This window comes from Casimicrobium huifangae (genome assembly GCF_009746125.1).
GTDB lineage: Bacteria > Pseudomonadota > Gammaproteobacteria > Burkholderiales > Casimicrobiaceae > Casimicrobium > Casimicrobium huifangae.
This window is the reverse complement of sequence record NZ_CP041352.1, coordinates 3,237,313-3,260,140: the sequence shown is the minus strand read 5'-3', so window position 1 is coordinate 3,260,140 and position 22,828 is coordinate 3,237,313. Positions and strand designations below refer to the sequence as shown.

At 63.8% G+C, this 22,828-nt stretch carries 16 protein-coding genes; 12 read left to right on the top strand and 4 right to left on the bottom strand.

Features of this window, described 5'->3' with window-relative positions; all coding sequences use genetic code 11:
• Positions 1-34: 34 nt before the first annotated feature.
• The 9 genes from FKL89_RS14715 (at position 35) to FKL89_RS14675 (ending at position 11,931) form a co-directional block, all read left to right on the top strand.
• Positions 35-2,098: a TonB-dependent receptor gene (locus FKL89_RS14715; RefSeq protein ID WP_156863522.1), complete on the top strand. Its 2,064-nt coding sequence runs from the start codon at positions 35-37 to the stop codon at positions 2,096-2,098.
• A gap of 31 nt (positions 2,099-2,129) precedes the next feature.
• On the top strand, positions 2,130-2,591 hold the full coding sequence (locus tag FKL89_RS14710) for an ATP-binding protein (protein WP_156863521.1): 462 nt from the start codon (positions 2,130-2,132) through the stop codon (positions 2,589-2,591).
• 123 nt (positions 2,592-2,714) lie between these two features.
• Positions 2,715-3,851, top strand: coding sequence for a molecular chaperone DnaJ (dnaJ, locus tag FKL89_RS14705; RefSeq protein ID WP_156863520.1), 1,137 nt, complete (start codon positions 2,715-2,717; stop codon positions 3,849-3,851).
• A gap of 73 nt (positions 3,852-3,924) precedes the next feature.
• Positions 3,925-5,427 carry a cache domain-containing protein gene (locus tag FKL89_RS14700; RefSeq protein WP_156863519.1) on the top strand — a complete coding sequence of 501 codons (1,503 nt, stop codon included), beginning with the start codon at positions 3,925-3,927 and terminating at the stop codon, positions 5,425-5,427.
• 38 nt (positions 5,428-5,465) lie between these two features.
• Positions 5,466-6,428, top strand: coding sequence for an IS5 family transposase (locus FKL89_RS14695; RefSeq protein WP_156863518.1), 963 nt, complete (start codon positions 5,466-5,468; stop codon positions 6,426-6,428).
• Positions 6,429-6,569: 141 nt separating this feature from the next.
• Positions 6,570-8,276, top strand: coding sequence for an ATP-binding protein (locus tag FKL89_RS14690; protein ID WP_156863517.1), 1,707 nt, complete (start codon positions 6,570-6,572; stop codon positions 8,274-8,276).
• Positions 8,277-8,464: 188 nt separating this feature from the next.
• Positions 8,465-9,097 carry a response regulator gene (locus FKL89_RS14685; RefSeq protein WP_156863516.1) on the top strand — a complete coding sequence of 211 codons (633 nt, stop codon included), beginning with the start codon at positions 8,465-8,467 and terminating at the stop codon, positions 9,095-9,097.
• Between the two features lie 309 nt (positions 9,098-9,406).
• Positions 9,407-10,627, top strand: a complete 1,221-nt coding sequence (locus FKL89_RS14680; RefSeq protein WP_156863515.1) for an MFS transporter — start codon at positions 9,407-9,409, stop codon at positions 10,625-10,627.
• Positions 10,628-11,154: 527 nt separating this feature from the next.
• Positions 11,155-11,931 carry a class I SAM-dependent DNA methyltransferase gene (locus FKL89_RS14675; protein WP_156863514.1) on the top strand — a complete coding sequence of 259 codons (777 nt, stop codon included), beginning with the start codon at positions 11,155-11,157 and terminating at the stop codon, positions 11,929-11,931.
• A gap of 300 nt (positions 11,932-12,231) precedes the next feature.
• Here FKL89_RS14675 and FKL89_RS14670 read toward each other — a convergent pair whose 3' ends face one another.
• Both FKL89_RS14670 and polA read right to left on the bottom strand, forming a co-directional pair.
• Positions 12,232-15,852, bottom strand: a complete 3,621-nt coding sequence (locus FKL89_RS14670; protein WP_156863513.1) for a DEAD/DEAH box helicase — start codon at positions 15,850-15,852, stop codon at positions 12,232-12,234.
• A gap of 108 nt (positions 15,853-15,960) precedes the next feature.
• A complete protein-coding gene (gene polA, locus FKL89_RS14665) occupies positions 15,961-18,771 on the bottom strand; it encodes a DNA polymerase I (RefSeq protein ID WP_156863512.1) in 2,811 nt (936 codons plus the stop codon).
• On the opposite strand from polA, the gene FKL89_RS14660 reads away from it, so the two are divergent.
• Entirely contained in the window at positions 18,770-19,522 is a 753-nt protein-coding gene (locus FKL89_RS14660; protein WP_156863511.1) for an LOG family protein, read from the top strand. The two genes, polA and FKL89_RS14660, sit on opposite strands and share 2 nt — an antisense overlap.
• Positions 19,523-19,658: 136 nt before the next feature.
• Positions 19,659-20,468, top strand: coding sequence for an inositol monophosphatase family protein (locus tag FKL89_RS14655; RefSeq protein ID WP_156863510.1), 810 nt, complete (start codon positions 19,659-19,661; stop codon positions 20,466-20,468).
• Positions 20,469-20,653: 185 nt separating this feature from the next.
• Here the strand turns inward: FKL89_RS14655 and FKL89_RS14650 are convergent, their stop codons facing one another.
• Positions 20,654-20,962 carry a (2Fe-2S) ferredoxin domain-containing protein gene (locus FKL89_RS14650; protein WP_156863509.1) on the bottom strand — a complete coding sequence of 103 codons (309 nt, stop codon included), beginning with the start codon at positions 20,960-20,962 and terminating at the stop codon, positions 20,654-20,656.
• Positions 20,963-20,999: 37 nt separating this feature from the next.
• Here FKL89_RS14650 and FKL89_RS14645 point away from each other — a divergent pair, with 37 nt between their 5' ends.
• Positions 21,000-22,241 carry a CaiB/BaiF CoA transferase family protein gene (locus FKL89_RS14645; protein WP_156863508.1) on the top strand — a complete coding sequence of 414 codons (1,242 nt, stop codon included), beginning with the start codon at positions 21,000-21,002 and terminating at the stop codon, positions 22,239-22,241.
• A 22-nt stretch (positions 22,242-22,263) separates the two neighbouring features.
• Here the strand turns inward: FKL89_RS14645 and FKL89_RS14640 are convergent, their stop codons facing one another.
• Positions 22,264-22,788: a 3-hydroxyanthranilate 3,4-dioxygenase gene (locus FKL89_RS14640; RefSeq protein WP_156863507.1), complete on the bottom strand. Its 525-nt coding sequence runs from the start codon at positions 22,786-22,788 to the stop codon at positions 22,264-22,266.
• Between the last annotated feature and the right edge of the window lie 40 nt (positions 22,789-22,828).

Here is a 22,828-nt window from a genome sequence, read left to right as displayed (position 1 = left end):
GCCCTGTGGCGCGGCGCTTGCTTCGCTGATCCGCATGATATTCGCTCACTGCTCTCCACTACATCGAACCACATTTCTCGTCGTCTGCATCGCTTTCGCGCCGGAAGTTTTTGCTGGCGGCGAGCAGGCACTTGAGAAGGTTGTCGTTACCGGCAATGTGACCAGCATCGGTGTGGCTGATGCTGCAAGCGTGGGCACCGTCACGCAAAAGCAGCTTGAAGCGCGCACGGTCTATCGGCCCGGCGAGTTGCTGGAATCGGTGCCGGGCCTGATCGTCAGCCAGCACAGCGGCGAGGGCAAGGCCAACCAGTTCTACCTGCGTGGCTTCAATCTCGATCACGGCACCGACCTGCGTACGACGGTGGACGGCATGCTGGTGAACCAGCGATCGCATGGGCACGGTCAGGGCTGGACGGATGTGAATTTCGTCATTCCCGAGCTGGCCAGCCGTCTTGAATATCGCAAGGGGCCGTACTTTGCGAGCGAGGGCGATTTCTCGTCGGCCGGTGCGGTGCATCTCAAATACGCCGATGCCCTTCCGCAAGGCATTGCCTCGCTCGGGGTCGGGCAAAACGGCTATCGCCGCGCGCTGATTGCCGACTCGCCGGCCTTCGCCGATGGCCGACTGCTTTATGCCATTGAATGGCTCAACAACGACGGGCCGTTCGTGCATCCGGATCGTTTCCGCAAGCTCAACGGCGTGCTGCGCTATGGTCGCGGCGACGCGGGCAATGGCTTCAACGTCACCGCGATGGCGTACAAGGCAAGCTGGAATTCGAGCGACCAGATCACGCAACGCGCCATCGACGCCGGGCTGATCCGCAGCCGATTCGACGCGATTGACCCAACCGACGGCGGCGCCGCGCATCGCTACAGCCTGTCGGGTGCATGGCGGCGCAGCGACGTGCAGTCGAGTACGGAGGCCAATGCCTACCTGATCGACAACCAGCTCGCGCTGTTCTCCAATTTCACCTACGTTCTCGACAACCCGGTCGATGGCGACCAGTTCGCGCAACCGGACCGCCGCCGCACTGCGGGGCTCAACCTGCGCCATACCTGGCAGCAGGTAGGGCTGGGGAGCGAATCAGAGAACACGGTTGGCATGCAGGCGCAGAGCGACAACATCTTCAACGGCCTGCTCAGCACCAGAGCTCGGCAGACCATTGGCGTGACGCGACAGGATCACATCGTCGAGAGCAGCCTCGCCCTGTATGGCGAGAACGCCACGAGATGGGCGCCGTGGCTGCGCTCGGTCGCCGGGTTGCGGGCGGATGCCTACCGCTTCAAGGTGAACAGCGATAACGCTGTCAATAGCGGCACCGCTCGCGAAGCCATCGTCAATCCGAAGCTCTCGCTGGTCGCCGGGCCGTGGGCGAGTACCGAGTTCTACGTCAATGCAGGCGGCGGCTTTCACAGCAACGATGCGCGCGGTACGACGATCCGCGTCGACCCAAAAACCGGCGACGCGGCGGACCGCGTGACGCCGCTGGTGCGTTCGCGCGGGGCCGAGCTGGGCGTGCGTGGCAACTGGCTGCCCGGTCTGCAAACGTCGCTGGCGATCTACCGGCTCGATCTCGCGTCCGAATTGCTGTTTGTCGGCGACGCCGGTACCACCGAGGCGAGCCGGCCCAGTCGACGAGTCGGCTTTGAGTTGGCGAATTACTACAAGCTCGGCAACTGGCTGACCGTGGATGCCGACGTCGCGTTCGCCCGCGCGCGATTCCGCGACGCTGATCCTACCGGCAATCGCATCCCGGGTGCCGTCGAGGGCGTGGCGTCGCTGGCCATCGCGGTGGACAACCTCGGTCCGTGGTTCGGTGCAGCGCAGTTGCGATACTTCGGGCCAAGACCGCTGCTGGAAGACAACAGTGTCCGCTCCAGCAGCACGATCGTATTCAACGCGCGCCTTGGCTATCGGGTGTCGCCCAAGATGCGTGTCGAGCTCGAAGGCTTCAATCTGGCCAACCGCAGAGCGTCTGCGATTGACTATTACTACACGTCGCGGTTGCCGGGCGAGGCTGTTGCCGGCGTGGATGCGATTCACTTTCATCCGGTCGAGTCGCGTTCATTCCGGTTGACGCTGGCGATGAACTTCTAGCTGTCCACGATTCGGTGATAGAACGGCGCCGATGCTCAAGTCTCCCGACGATCTTGCGGCGCTAGCCGAATTCCACTGCGTGCTGCTGCGTGGCCTGCCCGGCACCGGCAAGAGCACGCTGGCGCAACGGCTGGCGCTGGAGCACGGTTTTATTCATCTCGAAGCGGACCACCATTTCGTGGTGGACGGCGTTTACCGTTTCGACCCGGCCCGGGTCGCCGACGCCCATGCCATCGTGGCGCGTGATGCGCTGGCGGCACTGCAGGCGGGCCGGCGCGTGGTGGTCGCCAACACCCACGTGCGCCTGTGGGAGATGGCAGCGGTGATCGGGGCTGCGCGCCTTGCCAACCGGTCGTTTTGCGTGGTGGAGTGCACCGGCACATGGCCGAATGTGCACGATGTGCCGGCCGAGGCAATGCGGCGCATGCGCGAGCGCTGGGAGCCGCTTCCGGCAGAATTCGGGGCAGTCAGCTTTTCGATATCGGCTGATTGATCAATGGCGGCCGGCGCTGGCTTCTTGAAATTTGCCGATCTGCGCCCAAATCCCCCGCTAACTCAATGGTTTTGACACTGTGCGGCGCCTCGCAGCGCCAGCCAGTGCGTGTGCAGAACAAGAATGGCAAAAAAAGACTTCTACAGCGTCCTCGGGGTGGAGAAATCGGCGTCCGAGGACGAGATCAAGAAGGCCTATCGCAAGCTGGCGATGAAATTCCACCCGGACCGCAATCCGGGTGACAAGGCCGCCGAGGAAAGCTTCAAGGAGGCGAAGGAAGCCTACGAGATCCTCTCCGACGCCAAGAAGCGCGCGGCCTACGACCAGTACGGCCATGCCGGGGTTGATCCGCAGGCAGCAGCCGGTGCCGGCTTCGGCGGCTTCTCGGGCGGCAACTTCGGCGACGCCTTTGGCGACATCTTCGGCGAAATCTTTGGCGGTGGTCGTGGCCGCCAGCAGCGGGCCGATTCGCCGTTCCGTGGTTCCGACCTGCGCTACAACCTCGAAATCACGCTGGAAGAAGCGGCGCGCGGTACCACCACCAAGCTGCGCATCCCGACCACCGAGACCTGCGAGGTCTGCCACGGCACCGGGGCGGAGAAGGGCCACGACCCCGAAACCTGCCCCACCTGCAAGGGCGCGGGCGTGGTGCGGGTATCGCAGGGCTTTTTCTCGGTGCAGCAAACCTGCCCACAGTGCCACGGCAGCGGCAAGATCATCAAGCACCCCTGCAAGGCCTGTCACGGCGCGGGAGTCACCAAGAAGTCGAAGACGCTGGAAGTCAAGATTCCAGCCGGCGTCGACACCGACGACCGCATCCGCCTGTCGGGCGAGGGCGAGGCGGGCACCAACGGCGGGCCGTCGGGCGACCTTTACGTCGTAGTACAAATCAAGCCGCACGCGGTGTTCCAGCGCGACGCCGCTGACCTGCATTGCGAGATGCCGATTTCGTTCGCCACTGCGGCGCTTGGCGGTGAGCTGGAAATCCCCACACTGGATGGCAAGGCGCTGCTGAAGATTCCGTCCGAGACGCAGTCGGGTCAGGTATTCCGCCTCAAGAACAAGGGTATCCGCCCGGTACGCGGCAGCGTGACGGGTGACCTTTACTGCCACGTGCAGATTGAAACACCGGTGAATCTGACCTCGAAGCAGAAGGAACTGCTGCGCGAATTCGAGGAAATTCGCGAGAAGAATGCGGCCAAGCAGAGCCCGAAGCAGAAGGGCTTCTTCGACAAACTGAAGGACTTCTTCGAGAAGTAGGCGCAGCGGGGCCGCACCACGGTTGTGCGCGGCGTGGTGGTAAAAGTCAGGTAGTACTGCCCGCTGCCGTCCCATGAGTGACCGTTCACCGCCTCCGAATTCCGCCGCAGACAACGTCGCTGGCGATGTCGTTGGCGGACGTACGGTTGCTGCCGCGCCGGCAGACACCCGTTCCAGCACTCAATCCGCCGTCAGCCTGCCAGCTTCCGGAAACCGGCCACGCGCGCTGCGGCTGCGCACACTGTTGACGGTGCCGTTTGTTCTGCTGATTGTGGCGCCCGCCATGGTGATCGCCGGGTCACTGCTCTATACCGGCCTGCAGGCCGTCGATGTACTGTCGCGACAGCTGATGGAGGACATCTCTGCCAGGGTCGGGCAGGCGGCGGTGCACCAGCTCGAAGAAGCGGCGATCACGCTGCGCTCGACCTTTCCGAACAGCGAGGTTAACCAGAACGCCTCGCTCGACATGTTTATCGACGATGAGCGGCTTGAACGCAAACTGTTCGAACTAACCGCCGACACCCGCACCACTGGCTATCTCTACTTCGGTCGCGAGAACGGCAGCTTCGTCGGCGTCGACCGCGGGCGCCCCGGCGCGCGCGCGGCAGCCACGGTCCGCCTGCAGAAATCGGGTGGTGAGCCACGAACCATCTACTCGGCCCGGGCGCCGGGCGACCGCACCCGGCTTATTGAAACCGAGTCGCGGGTCTACGATGCCCGCAGTCGCGTCTGGTATCAGCTCGCCAAGGCGGCGCAGCGCCTGACCTGGACGCCGGTGTACGTGTCGTTCGCCTCCGGTGCGCTGGTCACCACGGCGGCACAACCGGTGGTGAGCCCGAGCGGCACCCTGTTCGGCGTGCTTGCAGCCGACGTTGAGCTCTCCGAGTTGAGCACCTTCATGAAGACCGTGGCGGTGAGCGCCAACGGGGTCGCCTTCATTGTTGATCGCGATGGCATGCTGGTGGCGTCATCGACGCCGGAGCAGCCGTTCCGCAACGAAGATGGCGTGCAGAAGCGGGTCGCGGCCCGCGACAGCCAGTTCGAGCTGGTGCGGGCGGCAGCCCAGTGGTGGCGGGTGTCCGGCCGACGCGGGTCGGCATCGCCCAACATCGATCTGATCACCTCCACTGGTGAGTCGGTCGACGTTGCCTCGCGGCATGTCGGCAGCATCGACGGCATCGACTGGGACATCGTGGTCGCCATCCCGCGCAGCGATTTCACCGCGCCGATCGTGAAGAACGCGGTCGGCATGTTCTTCGTCATCCTCGCCGCGCTGGCTGCCGCGCTGATGCTCGGGCTCTGGGTGTTGCGCCGGGTCACGCGTGACGTCGATCATCTGGTGGCGGCCACTCGCGATGCTTCGGCTGACGGCTTGCCGGCGACGATGCCGGTTACCGCGCTGGCCGAAACCGGTGTGCTGGCGCAGGCGTTTGGCGAGATGGTGCTGCGCCTGCGGCAATCGCTGCTGACCATCCGTAACCAGAACGACCAGTTCGCGCAGCTCAACGCCACACTGGAAGACCGCGTCGAGCGTCGGACCACCCAGCTCGCCGAGCAGAACCTCAGGCAACACTGAACAAGTCCACCGTAGAGCTGTAGCGACGTTATGAATGTATGAAGCAACAGACTCTAGCTGCAGCGGCCGATCAAGGTGCCGGATTTGAACAGTACCGGCGCGCAACCAAGCGCGACGTGTTCCTCGCAACGATGGAGCAGATCGTGCCGTGGTCCGAACTGTGCGCCGTCATTGAGCCGCACTATCCCAAGCCGGGCAATGGGCGCCCGCCGGTTGGGCTGGAGCGCATGCTGCGCATGTACTTCGTGCAGCACTGGTTCAACCTGGCAGACGAGGCCTGCGAGGAGGCATTGCTGGACAGCACGGCACTGCGCCGCTTTGTGGGTATCGACCTTGGCCGCGAGCGCGTGCCCGACGGCACGACGCTGTTGAAGTTCCGCCGTCTTCTGGAGCAGCACAAGCTGGGCGAGCAACTGTTTGCCACGGTCGGTCGGGTACTGCAGGAGCGGGGGCTGAAGGTAGGTACGGGCACGATTGTGGATGCCACCATCATCGGCGCCCCGAGTTCGACGAAGAACGCCGAGAAGGCGCGTGATCCCGAGATGTGCCAGACGAAGAAGGGCCAGCAGTGGTACTTCGGCATGAAGATGCACATCGGGGTGGACAGCCGCACAGGGCTGACGCACAGCGCGGTGGTGACTGCGGCGAACGTGCACGACAAGCACCCGCTGCCTGAGCTGCTGCACGGAGCCGAGCGGCGCGTGTACGGCGACAGCGCCTATGCCAGCCAGAAGGAGTTGATCAGCTCGAAGGCGCCACAGGCGCGGGACTTCACCAACCAGCGGGTGCGCAGCGGTGGCGAGATAGACGAAGTCGAGCGGGCGAAGAACCGCAACAAGTCCAGGGTGCGCGCCCGTGTGGAGCACGTGTTCGCGGTGGTCAAGCGGCTGTGGGGCTTCAGCAAGGTGCGCTACCGTGGCTTGGCGAAGAACGCGACGCGCTCGTTCGTGGCGCTCGGTCTGGCCAACATCTACCTGGCGCGCAAGCGCCTGATGGCATGAGTGCGCCCGCAGTGGGCGTAAAGCACGCCCGTGGGGCCGATACGGCACTCATTGGAGCGAAATCGGACCACTGCGGCCCAAAAATCTCGTCGTGCGTAACTTTGACTCGCCGCACTCACCGTCACCATTGAAATCAATGGCTTGTTCAGCGTTGCCCTCACGCTCACCGAAGAGATCCTGCGCCGGGAACGGCTGGAGCGCGAGCTGCGGCACACGTCGCAGGCGGCGCAGAAAGCGGCCGAGGACAAGGCCCGCTTCCTCGCCATTCTGAGCCATGAGTTGCGCACGCCGCTGCAGGCGGTGGTCGGGGCCAGCCAGTTGCTGGCAGCGCGGCGAGACGCTGGCGTTCGTGCCGAGGAGGTGGAAACCATCGATGCTGCCAGCAAATCGCTGCTGACGCTGATCGACGGCGTGCTGTCGTATTCGCGGTTGGAGGCGGGTGTGGTCACGCCGGTGCTCAGCAGTTTCGGGCTGCGCGATTGCATTGGTGAGGCCGAGCGCGTGGTGCTCTCTGCCTATACGCGGCCAGACGTGCGGCTGGTGGTCAATGTCGAACCGTCGGTACCGCCGAGGATTCACACTGATGCCGGCATGCTGCGGCAAATTCTGATCAACCTGCTCGGCAACTCGATGAAGTTCACCGCGGCGGGTGAAGTGCGACTGACCGTGACAGCCGATGCGCCCGCGCGCCCGGACGAGCCGCATCTGCTGCGCTTCAGTGTGGCGGACACCGGGCCGGGCATCGACTCGGAGACGCAGCAGCGCCTGTTCCAGCCGTTCCAGCAGGGTGGCAGCGGCACAGTGCAGGCAGTTGCGACGGGCAGCGGCCTCGGCCTGGTGATCTGTTCACTGCTGGTGAAGGCGCTGGGCGGAACCATTGAAATGAAGAGCGAGCCCGGCAAGGGCACCCACATGACATTCACCGTTCTTGCGCAATCACCTGCGCCGCTTGCCGCCGTTTCTGATCTGCCGGGGCACAGCGCACATCATGCTGCCGACACACCGCTGACCGGCGCTGCCAGCGCCGGGCTGGAGGCAACTCGCGGGCCGGGGCGTTTGCGCCCATTGGCAGTGATGGTGGTGGAAGACAACGATGTCAACCGCGAGTTGCTTGGCATCATGCTCGAACAGCTTGGTCACCAGGTGACCGCCGTAGGCGACGGTGAAGATGCGATCGCGGCGTGTGAAGGCGGCCACTTTGATGTGGTGCTGATGGATCTCAATCTGCCCCGTATCGGTGGCATTGAAGCAACCCGACGCATCCTGCACCGTTTTGCCGAACGGGCCGCAGACAGGGATGCGGCACCGGCTCCAACCATCATCGCCCTGACCGCCAGTGTCAGCGATGCCGACCGTGCGATGTGCGCGGCCGCCGGTATGCGCGGCTTCCTGACCAAGCCGGCGACCGTGTTCAGTCTCGATGCCGCACTTCGCGAAGCGACGAAGGGCCGGGAGCCGTCGGCGGCGTCGACCGCATCATCGACAGTGATCGGCGAACCGGCGCTGGACGAGGAGACGCTCAATTCACTGGCTGACCTCGAATCGCGTGCTGCCGAGCCATTCCTTGAGCGCCTGATTGCCCGCTTCCTGCAGGGCTTGCCAGACGACGTGGCTGCGGTTCGCAGCCAGTGGAAAAAGGGCGATGCCCGCGCCACTGCGGCCCGCGCCCATGCGCTCGCCGGCGCTGCGTCTGCGGTCGGCGCAAGTGCCCTGGCCCGCGCAGCGCGCAGCGTTTGCGACGCGCCGGATGACGCGACGATTGGCAACATGGACACGGTTGCTGCTGCCACTCGTCTGGCACTGGCAGCGTGGAGCGCCCGGCGTTACAGCGGTAATGCCGGTCGTTGACGCGATGCCAATGGCCGGTCAGTCGCACCTACCAGCTGTCCACCATTTACCGCCTGTCAACGTTTGTCTTGCGCGCCGTCAACACCGCCAACGGCGCACCATGACAACGTGATAGGAGTGGTCTGAATGTGCCCATTCGCTGCAGGTTTGGCCATTTTGTGACGCGGATTACAGGAAAATAGAGGGTTATGAGTGCAAATACTGTCAGTCCGCAGATTCGTGTTGCGATCGCGGATGATCACCCCATTGTCCGCGCCGGCGTGCGCGGCATCTTTTCGTCCGACCGCAGCATTCAGGTGGTGGGCGAAGCCGAAGATGGTCAATCCGCCATCACCCTGATCCGCAAGGGCGGCGTTGACGTTCTGTTGCTGGATCTCGCCATGCCCGGCCGCGCCGGGCTGTCGCTGTTGCGTCAAGTGCTGGACGAAGCGCCCGAGTTGCGCGTGATCGTGTTCACTGCCTACGACCCGGTCTCGCACAAGGAGCGCGCGCTCGCGTTGGGCGCATCGGGCTACGTCGCCAAGGATTCGCGCCCGGCCGAGATTCTCGACGCCATCCACCAATCGATGTTGCGACCGGTGCAAAAGCGGGTCGCCAGCAACGAGGGTGAGCCCCACACCCAACTCTCGCTGCGGCAGTACGACATCTTCATCCGCTTGGTGCGCGGCGAATCGGTCACCGACATCGCGAAAGATCTGCACCTGAGCGTGAAAACGGTCAGCACCCACAAGGTTACCGTGCAAAAGCGGCTCGGCGCGCAATCGGTGGTTGATCTCGTGCGATACGCCGTGCAGCATCAACTGGTGAATCCGGACGTTTGATTTCACCGATCGACTGGGCAACACAGCAGCGCGATTCGTCGCGCTTTTTTGCGTCTGTTGGTACGGCTGGCGAAAGCAACTTTCAGTTGAATCGACGGCGGCAAGCGGCTTGGGACTAATTTCTGTCAATAGTCGACTTCCGTGAAAAATACGTCATCAGCCCTTTTCAAATAAGGCTTTCATCGAAAAGCCGACCGGCCAGTCGGCGATGTTCCCGCGCTCGCAGCCTCGCCTGAAAACTTTGCGCGCTGACGGCAAAGCCGGTCGCTAGCATTGACGCCTGCTTTCTGTCGCCACCCGTTTGCCCGCATGACATCCAACCAACGCATCTTCCGCGCGCTGTTCGCCGTGGCGCTCATCCTCGGCATCGCGATGGGCACGCGCAACGCGTTCTCCGGGCTCTTCCTGCAGCCGGTGTCGGCCGACATGAAGTGGGGCCGCGAAGTTTTCTCGTTCGCGGTGGCGCTGCAAAACCTGGTCTGGGGCGCGTCACAGCCGTTCATCGGCTACATCGCCGACCGCTATGGCGCCAGGCGGGTGCTGATCGCAGGGGCCGTGCTGTACGCGTTGGGGCTGGGCTGGACAGCGTTCCTGAGCAACACCTTCACACTGGCCATTTCGGGCGGCATCCTGATGGGCGTGGCGATCGCCTGCACCACCTACTCGGTGGCCTACAGCGTGCTCGGCAAGATGGTGCCGCCTGAGCGCCGCGCGTGGGCCTTTGGCATCAGCGCCGCCGCCGGCTCGTTCGGCCAGTTCTTCATGATCCCGGTCGGTCAGTTCTTCATCACCCAGAATGGCTGGTCGGCGTCGCTGATTGGGCTGGCCGTCATCACCGCGACGATTGCGCCGCTGGGCTGGTATTTCGCCAAACTCGGCAGCGAAGGCAAGCTGCCGCAACCCACCGCCGCGACGCAGGCAAGCGCGGGTGAAGCACTGCGCACTGCGTTCGCCGACCGCAGCTACACGTTGCTGACGCTCGGTTACTTCGTGTGCGGCTTCCAGGTGGTCTTCATCGGCGCCCATCTCACGCCCTACCTGCTCGACAAGGGCATTGCAGCGCGCGTCGGCGTCACCGCGCTCGCGCTGGTTGGCCTGTTCAACTGCTTCGGCACCTATCTCGCGGGCGTACTCGCCGGCAAGCTGCCCAAGCGCTACGTGCTCTCGTTCATCTACTTCATGCGCTCGGTGGTGATCGTTATCTTCCTCGCGCTGCCGCTCTCCGAGTGGACGGTGTACGCCTTCGCAGCTGCGATCGGATTTTTGTGGCTATCCACCGTGCCGCCGACCAACGCGATCATCGCGCAGGTGTACGGCGTGCGCTACCTCGGCATGCTTGGTGGCATCGTGTTCTTCTCGCACCAGATCGGCAGCTTCCTCGGCGCCTGGCTCGGCGGCAAACTGTACGACGTCACCGGCAACTACAACACGGTGTGGATGCTGACCATCGCGCTAGGCGTGTTCGCCGCCATCGTGCACCTGCCGATTGATGAGAGGGCGCTGGAGAGCCGGACGCCGGCGTTGGCTTAGCTGCAGGTAGTCCGTAGCCCGGAGAAGCGAAGCGCGTCCGGGGTCGTAAACCTGGTAGGGCGGGTAGTGACCCGCCACAAACCGATACCAGCCAAACGTGTTCTTCGCGAGGTTGGTTCGGGTGCCGCTAGCGCGCTCGTGCCGCGCGTGGCAGTAACTTTCTTTTGCTTCGCCAAAAGAAAGTCACCAAAGAAAAGGCGACCCCAGGCGATTCGCTATTTCCCTGCGGTGCTCGCGTCAGGCGGGCGTCGCAGAGATCGCCCGAATGTTGCGCTGACGCGCAACCAGTGGGCTCACACTGCGCCGCTTGGACCGCCTGCCGCTCCGCTCCTCGGGGCGAATCCATGGGGGCCCCGTCGAACCGATGCTTGATCGCTTCGCGATATTGTTCACGGGAACCCGGATTCGAGCATCCGGGCTGCGCTGCTGATGCATGATTGCCAGCATTTGACGCGCGGGAACCCTAGTGCGAGCATCCCCACTCCGCTCCAAACGTCTTGACGCTCAGTATTTCCGTGCAGAAACGCATGCAACCAACCGAAGTACCCGTTCGCAACTTCTATGATGGCCTCGCATCGCGCTATCACTTGCTCTATGAGGACTGGGAGCAGGCAATAGTTGATCAGGGCCACGCACTCTCGTCGCTTCTGGTTGAACGTGGCGTCATTGAGCGGATGCCAATTCTCGACGCAGCCTGCGGCGTCGGCACGCAGACGCTTGGACTTGCCAAGCACGGATACGACGTGTCCGCTTCCGACATTTCACCGGTAGCGGTAGCACGTCTCAATCAGGAACTGGACGACCGTGGGCTCGCAGCGCATACCAGCGTTGATGACATTCGGGTACTTCACGGTGCCGCCCCGTCGTCGTTTGCTGCAGTGGTGGCTTGTGACAACAGCATTCCACATCTCCTGACGGACAGTGACATCCTCCGTGCGTTTAGGGCGATTCGAAGCCGCCTGCGGCCGGGCGGCGTGTTCGTGATGTCGGTGCGCGACTACGCGACGATCACTCGTGTCAGCCCCGACGTTCGTCCTTACGGTCTGCGCTACGTGCCTGGTGGCCGATTCTTTGCCGTGCAGGTGTGGGAGTGGGAAGGGGACCAGTACGACCTGAGTATTTACCTCACCACTCACCTCGCCAATGGACAAGTGACCACCGAAGTTCACCGCAGCAGGTACTACGCGATTTCAATCGATAGGCTCAAATCAATACTTGCAGAAGCGGGCTTCGTGGATACGAAGCGTATTGACGGCGTGCTCTTCCAGCCGGTAATCGTTGCAAGGCGACCAGACTCGATCTGATTAATCGCGAAGCGATCAAGAATCAGTTCGACGGGGTCCCCATGGATTCGCCCCGAGGAGCGGAGCAACGCGCGGTCGTAGACCCGGACCATGAGCCCACCGCGCGCAGACTTGCGCGCCATCGGGCGATTTGTGCGGGTCCCGCGCGTTGCGAGCACCGGAGGAATCAGGCGAATCCCTGGGGTCGCCTTCTTTTGGTTACTTTTCTTGGCGAAGCAAGAAAAGTGACTGGCCCCGCGCGGCCACGAAGCGCGCTGGTGGCACGCCAACCAATCCTGCGACAGACACGGTAGGCCGGTATCAACTTGGCCGCGCATCCGGCGCGGCCAGCGGCGACAGCAACTCATCCACATCCGCCAGCGTCAGCCCGGTGAGGGCATTGCCGCCACCGTCGAGCAGTGCAGCGGCGAGATCGCGCTTGCGGGCGAGCATGGTGAGCATGTGCTCCTCCAGCGTTCCTTTGGCGACCAGCTTGGTGACGATCACTGGCTTGTCCTGGCCCATGCGGTGCGCACGGGCGGTGGCTTGCGCTTCCACGGCGGGGTTCCACCACGGGTCGTAGTGGATCACGGTGTCGGCAGCGGTGAGGTTGAGGCCTACACCGCCAGCTTTCAGGCTGAGCAGGAACACGGACACCTTGCCGGACTGGAAGTTGTCGATCGGCGTGTCACGATCCACCGTGTCACCGGTGAGCAGCGCGAACGGAATCTGCTGCCCGTTGAGCTGCCGCCCGATCAGGTCGAGCATGCTGGTGAACTGCGAGAAGATCAGCACCTTGCGGCCTTCTTCCAGCAGCTCGGGCACATGCGTTGCGAGCCATTCGAGCTTGGCCGAGCCGGCGTTCATCGCGCGGGCGGATTGGCCCGGCAGTTTCACCAGTCGCGGGTCGCAGCAGGCCTGGCGCAGCTTGAGCAGCGCGTCGAGAATGTGCACGGTGCTTTGCCGCAACCCCTTCTTTTCGATGACGCGACGGATGTCTTCGTGCACCGCCGTGCGCAACGCTTCGTACAGATCGGCCTGCGCCGGCTCCAACTCGATCCAGCGCGTGTATTCGGTCTTCGGCGGCAGTTCGCCCAGCACCTGATCGCGGCCGCGGCGCAGGATGAAGGCGCGGATGCGTGTCTTGAGCTTTTGCATGCGTTCGCTGTCGGCGCGCTGCTCGATGGGGTGGCGGAACAGGCTGTTGAAGCTCTCCAGCGTGCCGAGCAGGCCCGGAATCAGCACGTTGAAGATTGCCCACAGCTCACCGAGGTGGTTCTCCATCGGCGTGCCGGTCAGGGCGATGCGCTGCTGCGCCCGCAGCGACTGCGCGGAGACATAGGTCTTCGCCTTCGCATTCTTCAGCGTCTGCGCCTCGTCGAACACCACCACGTTCCACTCGATGCCGGTCAGCAGTTTCTCATCACGCTGCAACAGCGGGTAGCTGGTCAGCACCACATCGGCGTTGCTGAACGCTGCGGCGCTCTCCGCACGATCACTGCCGTGATGGCGATGCACCTTCAGCGTTGGCGCAAAGCGCTCGGCCTCGCGCTGCCAGTTGCTGAGCACAGACGTCGGCGCGATGATCAGGCTCGGGCCCGGCGCCTTCGCCTTGGGGCCATGCAGCCGATGCAAATGCGCCAGCGTTTGCACCGTCTTGCCGAGGCCCATGTCATCTGCCAGCACGCCACCCATGCCCAGCTCGTAGAGGTGTGCAAGCCACGACAATCCGTGGTTCTGGTACGGGCGCAGCGTCGCGATGAAGCCCGGCGCGGCGGTGAGCGGCGCCAGCTCGGCGCCCTCGCGCAGCTTGTCGCGCATTGCCAGCCAGCGCGGGTGATCGCGACCAAAATAGCGCACCGTGAAGTTCGGCAGATCGGGCAACAGCGCGGCCTGCAGCTCGCTGATCTGTGCCACACCACCGCCGTGGAACCAGTCGAATACCGGTTTCAGGATGGTCGCGATGCGCTCACCACTCAGGCGCACCACCTGCGCCGCCAGCGCGCGATCCGGTACCGGCACCGAGAGCAGCACATGCTCGATGGTGGGCAGCGCCTCCACCCATTGCTCCGGGTCTTTCTGCGCCCCGATCAGCTTGGCGAGTGCGGGCGCCAGATCGACGCGTTTGCCGTCAATGTCCACGCCGAGCGAAAGGCGGTACCAGCCGACTTCGGTGCCCGGTGCCAGCTCCAGCGTCGGCTCCGGGATGTCGGCCATCGAGATGGGAAAGCCGGCCTCAATCTCGATGGCGAAGCCGGCCATCTGCGCATCCGCCAGCACCGTCGGCCCGCGGCCCGACCAGTCATGATCGGGCAGACCCCAGAGCGACTCGCGCAGCGCCTTGATGTCCCGGGCGTAGGCCAGTGAAGGCTCGATGCGGTCGGCGGTGTAGAGCAGGCGCGGCATGCGCATCTCCCACTGCGATTCCACCCGCACATTGCGCAGGCGCTGGCCGACCAGCTCGCGACCCACGCGCTCCTGCTCGATGGCGTGATCCAGCCCGTTGCGCTGGTAGGGCACCAGGCGCCCGTCCGGGTAACGGAACAGCAGTTGCACCGCCGGGAAAACGCGGCCCTGCAGGCTCGAATTGCGGCCCCAGCCGACCGACACATCAAACTCGATCAGTGCAAAGCGCAGCACCGCCTGCGGCACCGGCAGCGGTGGCTCAACGTGCCCCGCGTTGTCGGCGGTAACGGTCGGGCAACGAGGGACTAGCGCAAAATCGGGCAGCTCGCGCAGCGCGTCGTCCACGAAGGCCCACGCCGTGGCATCGTCTGCTTTCAGTGGCGGCAACGCGATAAGACGGGCCAGCGTCGCGGACGACACGGCGGTTTTCAGCGGGCGCAGTTGCAGGTGGGCGGCGTCAATCGCCAGCGGCGGCGTAAGCGCGATGATCGGCATGCTGGCTGCGTCTGCGTCCTGCGCGGCCTTCGCGCGCAACGCCATGCGTGGCCCTTGCGGTGTCTCCACTGCGTCCCATACCAGCTGCGCGTCGAGCGCTTCGCCCATCGCCAGCGGCGCGGCCAGCGACGGCGCGTCGGCCGCCTTGAGCGCGCGGGCGCGCACTACGCTGTCGGTGTAGCCATCCGGTGCCAGCCATAGGCGGTGCGTGGCCAGCGCCATGTCGAGCAACTGCGCGCCGATCACGCCGCTGAGCGCGAGCACCGGCCGCGCCGACTGCATGCCGATGGTGGCCGCCATCATGCGCAGGATGGGCTCGTCCTCGGGCGCCACATAGGCGGGCGTGGCGTGGCCGTGTGTGACCCATGCGAGTGACGCGGCCTGCACGTTGAGCTTCGTCTCACCGCCCTTCAGCCGGCGTGCCTTGGCGATGGTCAGCTCGCCACGTGCGGTGAGCAGATAGGCCACGATGTCAGGCGCCGCCTTGCTGTCCTCGGCGTCGGTCTCGTTCGCGCGACTGCGCGGCGTCGTCTCGAACCCGGCGCGCAGCCACTGTGACAGCTCGGGCGCGAGGCCGGTGCGCAGCGTGGTTGTTGCACCCGGCGTTGTACTCGCTGCGTTGGACGCAGTGGCTGTGGCGTCTGGCAAATCAGCGGGTGGCAGCCCGTCGCCAATCGGCTCGGCTGATTGCCCGGTGAGCGTGCCGTTGCGCTGCGGCTGCATGGTCGTCCACAGGTAGGCGAGGCCGGCGGCGTGTTTGCAATTCAGGCGGGTGGCGCAGGTGCATTCGGCAGCGAAGAGATCGATGCCGAACTCGAAGAATTCCATTTCCACCGTCGTGGTACAAGGTTCGCCGCTGCCGTCCTGCACTTTGGCGACCAGGTGCCAGACGCGCTCTTCGTCGATCTGCGCGGACTCGATGTTGATGCGCTTGTCGGTGACGAAGCCGATGCCGTTGCGAAAGCCCTGTTCGCCGAACTCCTTTTCGAGGTCGGTGCGGGCAGCCTGCAGATCGAGCGCGGTGCGCGCTGCGCGGGACATGTTGCTACTCCGTTGCTAGTTCAAGGCGAGGCTAGGCACGACGACGCAGACAGTGCGGTCGCACGGCAAGGAGGAGTAACGACGCATCGGATTGAACTGGCAATGGAGTTAGTGCGCCTCGTCCCAGTTCGGCCCGACACCAACCTCCGCTACCAGCGGCACGCGGAGCGAGGCCACACCGGTCATCTTCTCTGGCAAGACGCGTTTGACCAGATCAAGCTCCGCCTGTGGCACTTCGAGTACCAGTTCGTCATGCACCTGCATGATGAGTTTGGTCGCGAGCTTTTCCGCGTGCAGCCAGTCGTCCACCGCAATCATCGCGAGCTTGATGAGATCGGCGGCCGTGCCCTGCATCGGCGCATTGATGGCGGCACGCTCGGCGCCCGCACGGCGCGGGCCGTTGCCGCCGTTGATGTCGGTCAGCGTGAGGCGACGGCCGAATACCGTTTCGACGTAGCCCTTGGCACGGGCCGATTCACGCGTCTGCTGCATGTACTCAGCGACGCCGGGATAGCGTGCGAAATACTTGTCGATGAACTGCTGCGCGGCGTTGCGCTCGATACCCAGTTGCGATGCCAGGCCGAACGCACCCATGCCATAGATCAGCCCGAAGTTCACCGCCTTGGTATAGCGACGTTGCTCGCTGGTGATGTCGCCGATTGGCACACCGAAGATGTCTGCCGCCGTGGCTTTGTGGATGTCGAGGCCCTTGGCGAAGGCATCCAGCAGCGAGGCATCCTGCGAGATGTGCGCCATGATGCGCAGCTCAATCTGCGAATAGTCGGCCGACACGATGACGTTACCGGGCGCCGCGATGAAGGCCTTGCGGATCTCGCGGCCCTGCGGCGTGCGCACAGGGATGTTCTGCAGGTTCGGGTCGTTGCTCGACAGACGGCCGGTGATGGCCGTGGCCTGCCCGTAGTTGGTGTGCACCCGCCCGGTGTGCGGGTTCACCATCTTCGGCAGCTTGTCGGTGTAAGTGCTCTTGAGCTTCGACAGCGAACGGTGTTCGAGGATCAGTTTCGGCAGCGGATAGTCATCGGCGAGCTCGGTGAGCACTTCCTCGTCGGTCGAGGGCTGACCAGTGGCGGTCTTCCGCTTTACTGGCAGACCCAGTTTGCCAAACAGGATTTCACCGAGCTGCTTGGGTGAGCCCAGATTGAACGGTTGGCCGGCGGCTTCGTAAGCCTTCTGCTCCAGCGCATTGACCTGCAGGCCGAGATCATGCGACTGCTTCTGCAGCAGCGCGGCGTCAATCAGCACGCCATTGCGCTCGATGCGCACCAGCACCTCGCGCGTGGGCAGTTCGAGCTTTTCGTAGACGTAGCGCAGCTTGTCGTCCTGCGCCACCTGCGGCCAGATTTCATGATGCAGACGCAGGGTGACATCGGCATCCTCGGCGCTGTATTCGCTGGCGCGGGCGATGTCCACCTCGTCAAAGCCAATCTGCTTGGCGCCCTTGCCGGCTACGTCCTCGAACTTGATGGTCTTCTCGTCGAGGAAACGCAGCGCCATCGAGTCCATGTCGTGCGGCTTGTGGCTCTCGAGCACGTAGTCGGCGAGCAGCGTGTCGTGCGCAACGCCGCGCACCTGAATGCCGTGATTGAGCAGCACATGTTCGTCGTATTTGGCGTTCTGAGCCAGCTTCGCTTTGCTGGCATCTTCGAACCAGGGTTTCAGCTTGGCAAGCGTTGTGTCCAGCGGCAGCTGCTCTGGCACACCGGGGTAGCGATGCGCCAGCGGGATGTACACGGCTTCGAACGGCGTCCACGCGAAAGAGAGGCCCACCACCTGCGCCAGCATCGGCTCCAGTGACGTCGTCTCGGTGTCGAAGCAGGTGAGTTCAGCGACGTTGATTGCGGCGATGACGTCGTCGAGCTCGGCGTCGGTGAAGATGGTTTTGTATTGGCGGGGTTTCTTCGATTGCCCTGCCTCTCCTGCAATGTAGGGGAGGTGACCCGCAGGGGCGGAGGGGTTGGTTGCGGTGTTAGTGCCCGCGTCTGGTACTGACGCTGCGACTCCTCTGTCAGCTTCGCTGCTCAGCAGGGGCGACTGGGCGCCCGCCCGCAGTTCATTCGCCATCCCCTTGAACTCAAACCGCTCGAAATACCCGAGCAGCGCAGCCGTATCCGGTGCCGAAGCCGCCAGCGTCGCCGGGGCATAGGGCAGCTCAAGATCGCACTTCACTGTCAGCAGTTGTTTGCCCTTGGGCAACCACTCCAGCGTGTTGCGCAGGTTCTCGCCCACCACGCCGGTGATCTTGTCGGCATGGGCGACGATGGTGTCCAGCGTGCCGTGTTCAGCGAGCCATTTTGCTGCCGTCTTCGGGCCGACCTTGGGCACACCGGGCACGTTGTCCACGGTGTCGCCGATCAGTGTGAGGTAGTCGAGAATCTGCGTTGGTTTGACGCCGAATTTCGCCATCACGCCCGCTTCGTCGAGCGTTTCGTTCGACATCGTGTTCTTCAACGTGATGTGCGGTGTGACGAGCTGGGCGAGATCCTTGTCACCGGTGGAGATCACGCACTCGATGTTGGCCGCCTCGGCCTGCTTTGCCAGCGTGCCGATTACATCGTCGGCCTCCACGCCTGTCTCCACGATCAGCGGCCAGCCGTGCGCCTTGATGATCTCGTAAAGCGGCTGGATCTGCGGCCGCATGTCGTCGGGCATCGGCGAGCGGTTGGCCTTGTATTCGGGGTACCAGTCGTCCCGGAAAGTCTTTCCCGGCGCGTCGAACACCACTGCAAAGTAGTCGGGCTTTTCGTTCGTCACCAGCAGGCGCAGCATCGACAGCACGCCGCGGATGGCGCCGGTCGGTTCGCCCGCTTTGGTGCGCAGGTCCGGTAGCGCGTGGTAGGCACGGTACAGGTATGATGAACCGTCAACAAGAACCAGTTTTTTGCGGGAATCAGCAGCCATGACCGATCAGACAACCCATAACGAGAGCACGAAGGCGAAGGTGGCGCACCTGAAGAGCGCCGTTGGCGCCACCGATCTCACGCCGGGGCAGGAAGCATGGCGTGCCTTGCAGATTATGTCGGAGTTCGTTTATGCCACCGAGAAGCTGCGCCCGGTGCAGCCCGCGGTGTCAATCTTCGGCTCGGCGCGCATCAAGGCGGACAACCCCTGGTATCAGCGCACGGTGGATATCGCGCGTGCATTGTCGGACTCGGGTTTCAGCGTGATTTCGGGCGGCGGCCCCGGCATCATGGAGGCGGCCAACGTCGGCGCCTTCGAGGGCAAGAGCCTGTCGATCGGGCTCAACATCCAGTTGCCGCACGAGCAGCATGGCAACCCGTGGCAGGACATGGGGATTTCGTTCAAGTATTTCTTCAACCGCAAGCTTGCTTTCGTGCGCACGTCGTCGGCGCTGATCTGCATGCCCGGCGGCTTCGGCACGCTGGATGAGCTGACTGAGGCGTTGACGCTGATCCAGACTGGCAAGGCACGCCGGATGCCGATCATTCTGGTCGGTCGCGAGTTCTGGAGCGGTCTGCACGACTGGATGCGCGCGACCCTGCTGCGCGACAAGCTGATCTCGCCGGGCGACATCGAACTGATGCAGATTCTCGAAGAGCCGCAGGAGATTGTCGACGCGATCTTCGACGTCTATGAACGCGAAGGCATCGCGCCAACAATTCATGAGAAGCAGCAGATTTTGACGCTGTAGCCATGCTGCAGATGTGAATTGACTTTTTACTGAAACCCGCACTCGAAATGGGCTTCAATCCAATAATCGTTAAAAGTCGACTTTTTGAGAAAATGGGCTACAGGCCCCATCCATACGAGTTTTGGTGACAGAGCTGATGACCAAATCACGGGTAGCCGACGTGTCTGGTACGAGCGTTCTGGGCTTGTTCAGCGCCACCGATGATGTTGCGCTGGCTCGCGAGCTGGCACTACGCGCTGGGGCCTTGCTGCTCGACCTGCGTGCGCGTGCGTGCGGCGCCAACGCGATGGACGCGCGGGCGCTGGGTGACGCAGGTGACGCGCAGGCCAACGCCTTGTTGCTCGCCGCACTGTCACAGGTACGTCCTTGCGACGCTGTACTCTCTGAAGAATCTGCCGACGACCTGCAGCGGTTGCACGCAAAGCGCGTCTGGATCATCGACCCGCTCGACGGCACCCGCGAGTTTCGCGAAGGCCGTGACGACTGGGCGGTGCATGTGGCGCTGGTGGCTGATGGCCGGGTGCTTGCTGCGGCAGTCTCGCAGCCGGCGCGCGATGACGTGTTCGACACCGCGCCCGTGACTTCCGGGACACCATTGCCGCCGCCCGTTGCAGCAAGCGCGCGCCGCGTCGTCATCAGCCGCTCGCGCCCGCCGCGCTGTGCGCAGGCGGTGGCGGACGCGCTTGGCGCCACGCTATGGCAGGTCGGCTCCGCCGGCGCCAAGGCGCTCACGGTGGTGCGAGGCGAGGCGCTGGCCTATGTGCACGAGGGCGGCATGAACGAGTGGGACGCCGCGGCACCGGTCGGCGTCGCGCTCGCACACGGGCTGCATGTGAGCGACCTGCACGGCGAGGCCATCGTGTTCAACCAGCGTGATGTGGTGCTGCACGGTGGCTTGGTGATTTGCCGCAAAGAGATCGCATCAACCCTGCTCGACGCCGTGTAGGCGTGGGCTTGCCCGTGATCGGCGGCGGTCAGCGGAGCTGATCTGCAAAGCGACCATGGCAATCGCGAGCAAGCTCGCTCCTACAAACACGCCAAACCAGTAAGTCTCCCTTGCGCAGCAGGGGAGATGTCGGCGCAGCCGGCAGAGGGGTCGCGGCGCAGCCGCTCCTGCATCGTGACCAGAAGCTAAATCCGCAACCGCTCCACCACCCGTCCATTCTGCAGATGCTCGCTGATGATCTCGTCGACGTCGGCCTCGTTCTCGTAGTGGTACCAGACTTCTTCCGGGTAGATCACCATGGTCGGGCCTTCGTCGCAGCGGTCCAGGCAGCCGGCGTTGTTGACACGCACGCGGCCCTTGCCGGCGAGGCCGAGGCCCTTAACCTTCTTCTTTGCGTAGTCGCGCAGATCCCCGGCGCAACGCTCGCCACAGGAGGGGCGTCCGTCATCGCGCTCGTTGGTGCAAAAGAAAACGTGGTGCTGGTAGTAACTCATAATTGCAGATCAAACCGTCAAAGCATCTGCATCAATTATGTCTGGCCCGCTTTCCCATCTTCGCGTCCTCGATCTCACCCGCGTTCTGGCTGGCCCGTGGTGCACGCAGACGCTCGGTGACCTCGGCGCTGACGTGATCAAGGTGGAGCGACCGGACACTGGTGACGATACCCGCGCGTGGGGCCCCTCGTGGCTGACTGATGGCGAGGGCAAACCGACCACGGACTCTGCCTATTTCTCCAGCTGCAATCGCAACAAGCGCTCGATCACGGTGGACATCTCGAAGCCGGAGGGTCAGGCGTTGTTGCGTGAGTTGGCCGCGAAGTGCGACATCCTGGTGGAGAACTACAAGCTCGGGGACCTGAAGCGTTACGGGCTCGACTATGAATCGCTGGCCAGGGTGAATCCGAAGCTGGTGTACTGTTCGATCACCGCCTACGGGCAGGATGGCCCCTACGCGCAACGTCCCGGCTACGATCTGCTCTGCCAGGCCGAGGGGGGCCTGATGGCGATCAACGGCCATGCTGATGTGGAAGACGGCGGCCCCGGCGGCGGCCCGGTAAAGGTGGTGATCGCGGTTACCGACGTGCTCTCCGGGCTGAACGCCACCATTGGCATTCTCGCGGCCGTCGAGGCTCGCCACAGCACGGGTCGTGGTCAGCACATCGACATCGCCCTGCTCGATTCCATCGTCCAGTTCGGCGCCAATCAGATCGCCACTTACTTCATCACCGGCAAGCAACCCAAGCGGGTTGGCAACGCGCATGTGAACCTGGCGCCATACCAGTCATTCCGGACGGCCGATGGCTACATGATCGTCGGCGCCGGAAACGACGGCCAGTGGCGCAAGCTGTGCGAAGCGATGGGTTCGCCGGACATGGCGTTTCGGCCGGAATATCTCGAAATGAAGGACCGCAACGCCCATCGGCCGCAACTGGTGCGCGACATGGAGGCGATCTTGACAAAGCACCCAACGCAGCACTGGCTTGACACTTTCGCGAGTCTCGGCATTCCGCATGCACCGATCAACACCTATGACCAGGTGTTTGCTCACCCCCAGGTGCAGCACCGCGCCCTCAAGATGAGCATAGAGCGGCCTGCAGCGCAAGGCGGTGGCGCGGTCGCCATGGTGGCAAGCCCGATACGCATGAGCGATACGCCGGTGACTTATCGCCATGCGCCGCCGGTGAAGGGATCAGGCACGGAGTCGATTCTGCTTGAGGTGCTGGGCAAGAGCGCCGCCGAAGCGCAGGCGCTGCGCGATCGCGGCGTCGTCTAGCCGTGACCGCAGCGGCGCGGGACTAACCCCCTTTGCCCGGATGCACGTGCCCGCAATGCGGGCAGGTGCGCAGCTTTTCGCTTGCGTAGAACGCCTCATAAAGCGGCGGCAGGTCATCCACGATGCTCTGCAATTGCACTTCGATACGGTAAACAAGGCCGTCGCACTTCGGGCAATACCACTCGAAGCCGTCCAGCAAGCCCGCAGGGCGCGCGCGCTCAATCACCAGGCAACGCGATTCCGGCTCCGGCCTTTGTGGCGAGTGGCGCAGATGTGGCGGCATCAGGTACATGGTGCCTTCCTTGAGTTCAATGCGGTCGCGCTTGCCGCGATCCATGATGTTCAGGAAGGCGTTGCCCTTGAACTGCCAGAAATATTCCTCCAGCGGGTCGTCATGAAAGTCGGTGCGCTGGTTCGGGCCACCGACGATGGTCACGATGAAATCAGTGCCGGGCCAGATCTGCTGGTTGCCGACCGGCGGCTTCAGCAGATGCGCATTGCCGGCGAGCCAGGCCGGGAAGTCGATTGACGTGTAGGGTTGCACCATTGCGGGTTTCCTCGCTTCAATAGTCGATGTGCGGCGCAGG

Excerpts from the sequence above, each read along its gene's own strand:
- FKL89_RS14715 (WP_156863522.1), top strand. The coding sequence starts at position 35 with ATGATATTCGCTCACTGCTCTCCACTACATCGAACCACATTTCTCGTC.
- FKL89_RS14645 (WP_156863508.1), top strand. The coding sequence starts at position 21,000 with ATGTCTGGCCCGCTTTCCCATCTTCGCGTCCTCGATCTCACCCGCGTT.
- FKL89_RS14700 (WP_156863519.1), top strand. The coding sequence starts at position 3,925 with ATGAGTGACCGTTCACCGCCTCCGAATTCCGCCGCAGACAACGTCGCT.
- FKL89_RS14675 (WP_156863514.1), top strand. The coding sequence starts at position 11,155 with ATGCAACCAACCGAAGTACCCGTTCGCAACTTCTATGATGGCCTCGCA.
- FKL89_RS14710 (WP_156863521.1), top strand. The coding sequence starts at position 2,130 with ATGCTCAAGTCTCCCGACGATCTTGCGGCGCTAGCCGAATTCCACTGC.
- FKL89_RS14655 (WP_156863510.1), top strand. The coding sequence starts at position 19,659 with ATGACCAAATCACGGGTAGCCGACGTGTCTGGTACGAGCGTTCTGGGC.
- FKL89_RS14640 (WP_156863507.1), bottom strand. The coding sequence starts at position 22,788 with ATGGTGCAACCCTACACGTCAATCGACTTCCCGGCCTGGCTCGCCGGC.
- FKL89_RS14695 (WP_156863518.1), top strand. The coding sequence starts at position 5,466 with ATGAAGCAACAGACTCTAGCTGCAGCGGCCGATCAAGGTGCCGGATTT.
- FKL89_RS14670 (WP_156863513.1), bottom strand. The coding sequence starts at position 15,852 with ATGTCCCGCGCAGCGCGCACCGCGCTCGATCTGCAGGCTGCCCGCACC.
- polA (WP_156863512.1), bottom strand. The coding sequence starts at position 18,771 with ATGGCTGCTGATTCCCGCAAAAAACTGGTTCTTGTTGACGGTTCATCA.
- FKL89_RS14685 (WP_156863516.1), top strand. The coding sequence starts at position 8,465 with ATGAGTGCAAATACTGTCAGTCCGCAGATTCGTGTTGCGATCGCGGAT.
- FKL89_RS14650 (WP_156863509.1), bottom strand. The coding sequence starts at position 20,962 with ATGAGTTACTACCAGCACCACGTTTTCTTTTGCACCAACGAGCGCGAT.
- FKL89_RS14680 (WP_156863515.1), top strand. The coding sequence starts at position 9,407 with ATGACATCCAACCAACGCATCTTCCGCGCGCTGTTCGCCGTGGCGCTC.
- FKL89_RS14660 (WP_156863511.1), top strand. The coding sequence starts at position 18,770 with ATGACCGATCAGACAACCCATAACGAGAGCACGAAGGCGAAGGTGGCG.
- dnaJ (WP_156863520.1), top strand. The coding sequence starts at position 2,715 with ATGGCAAAAAAAGACTTCTACAGCGTCCTCGGGGTGGAGAAATCGGCG.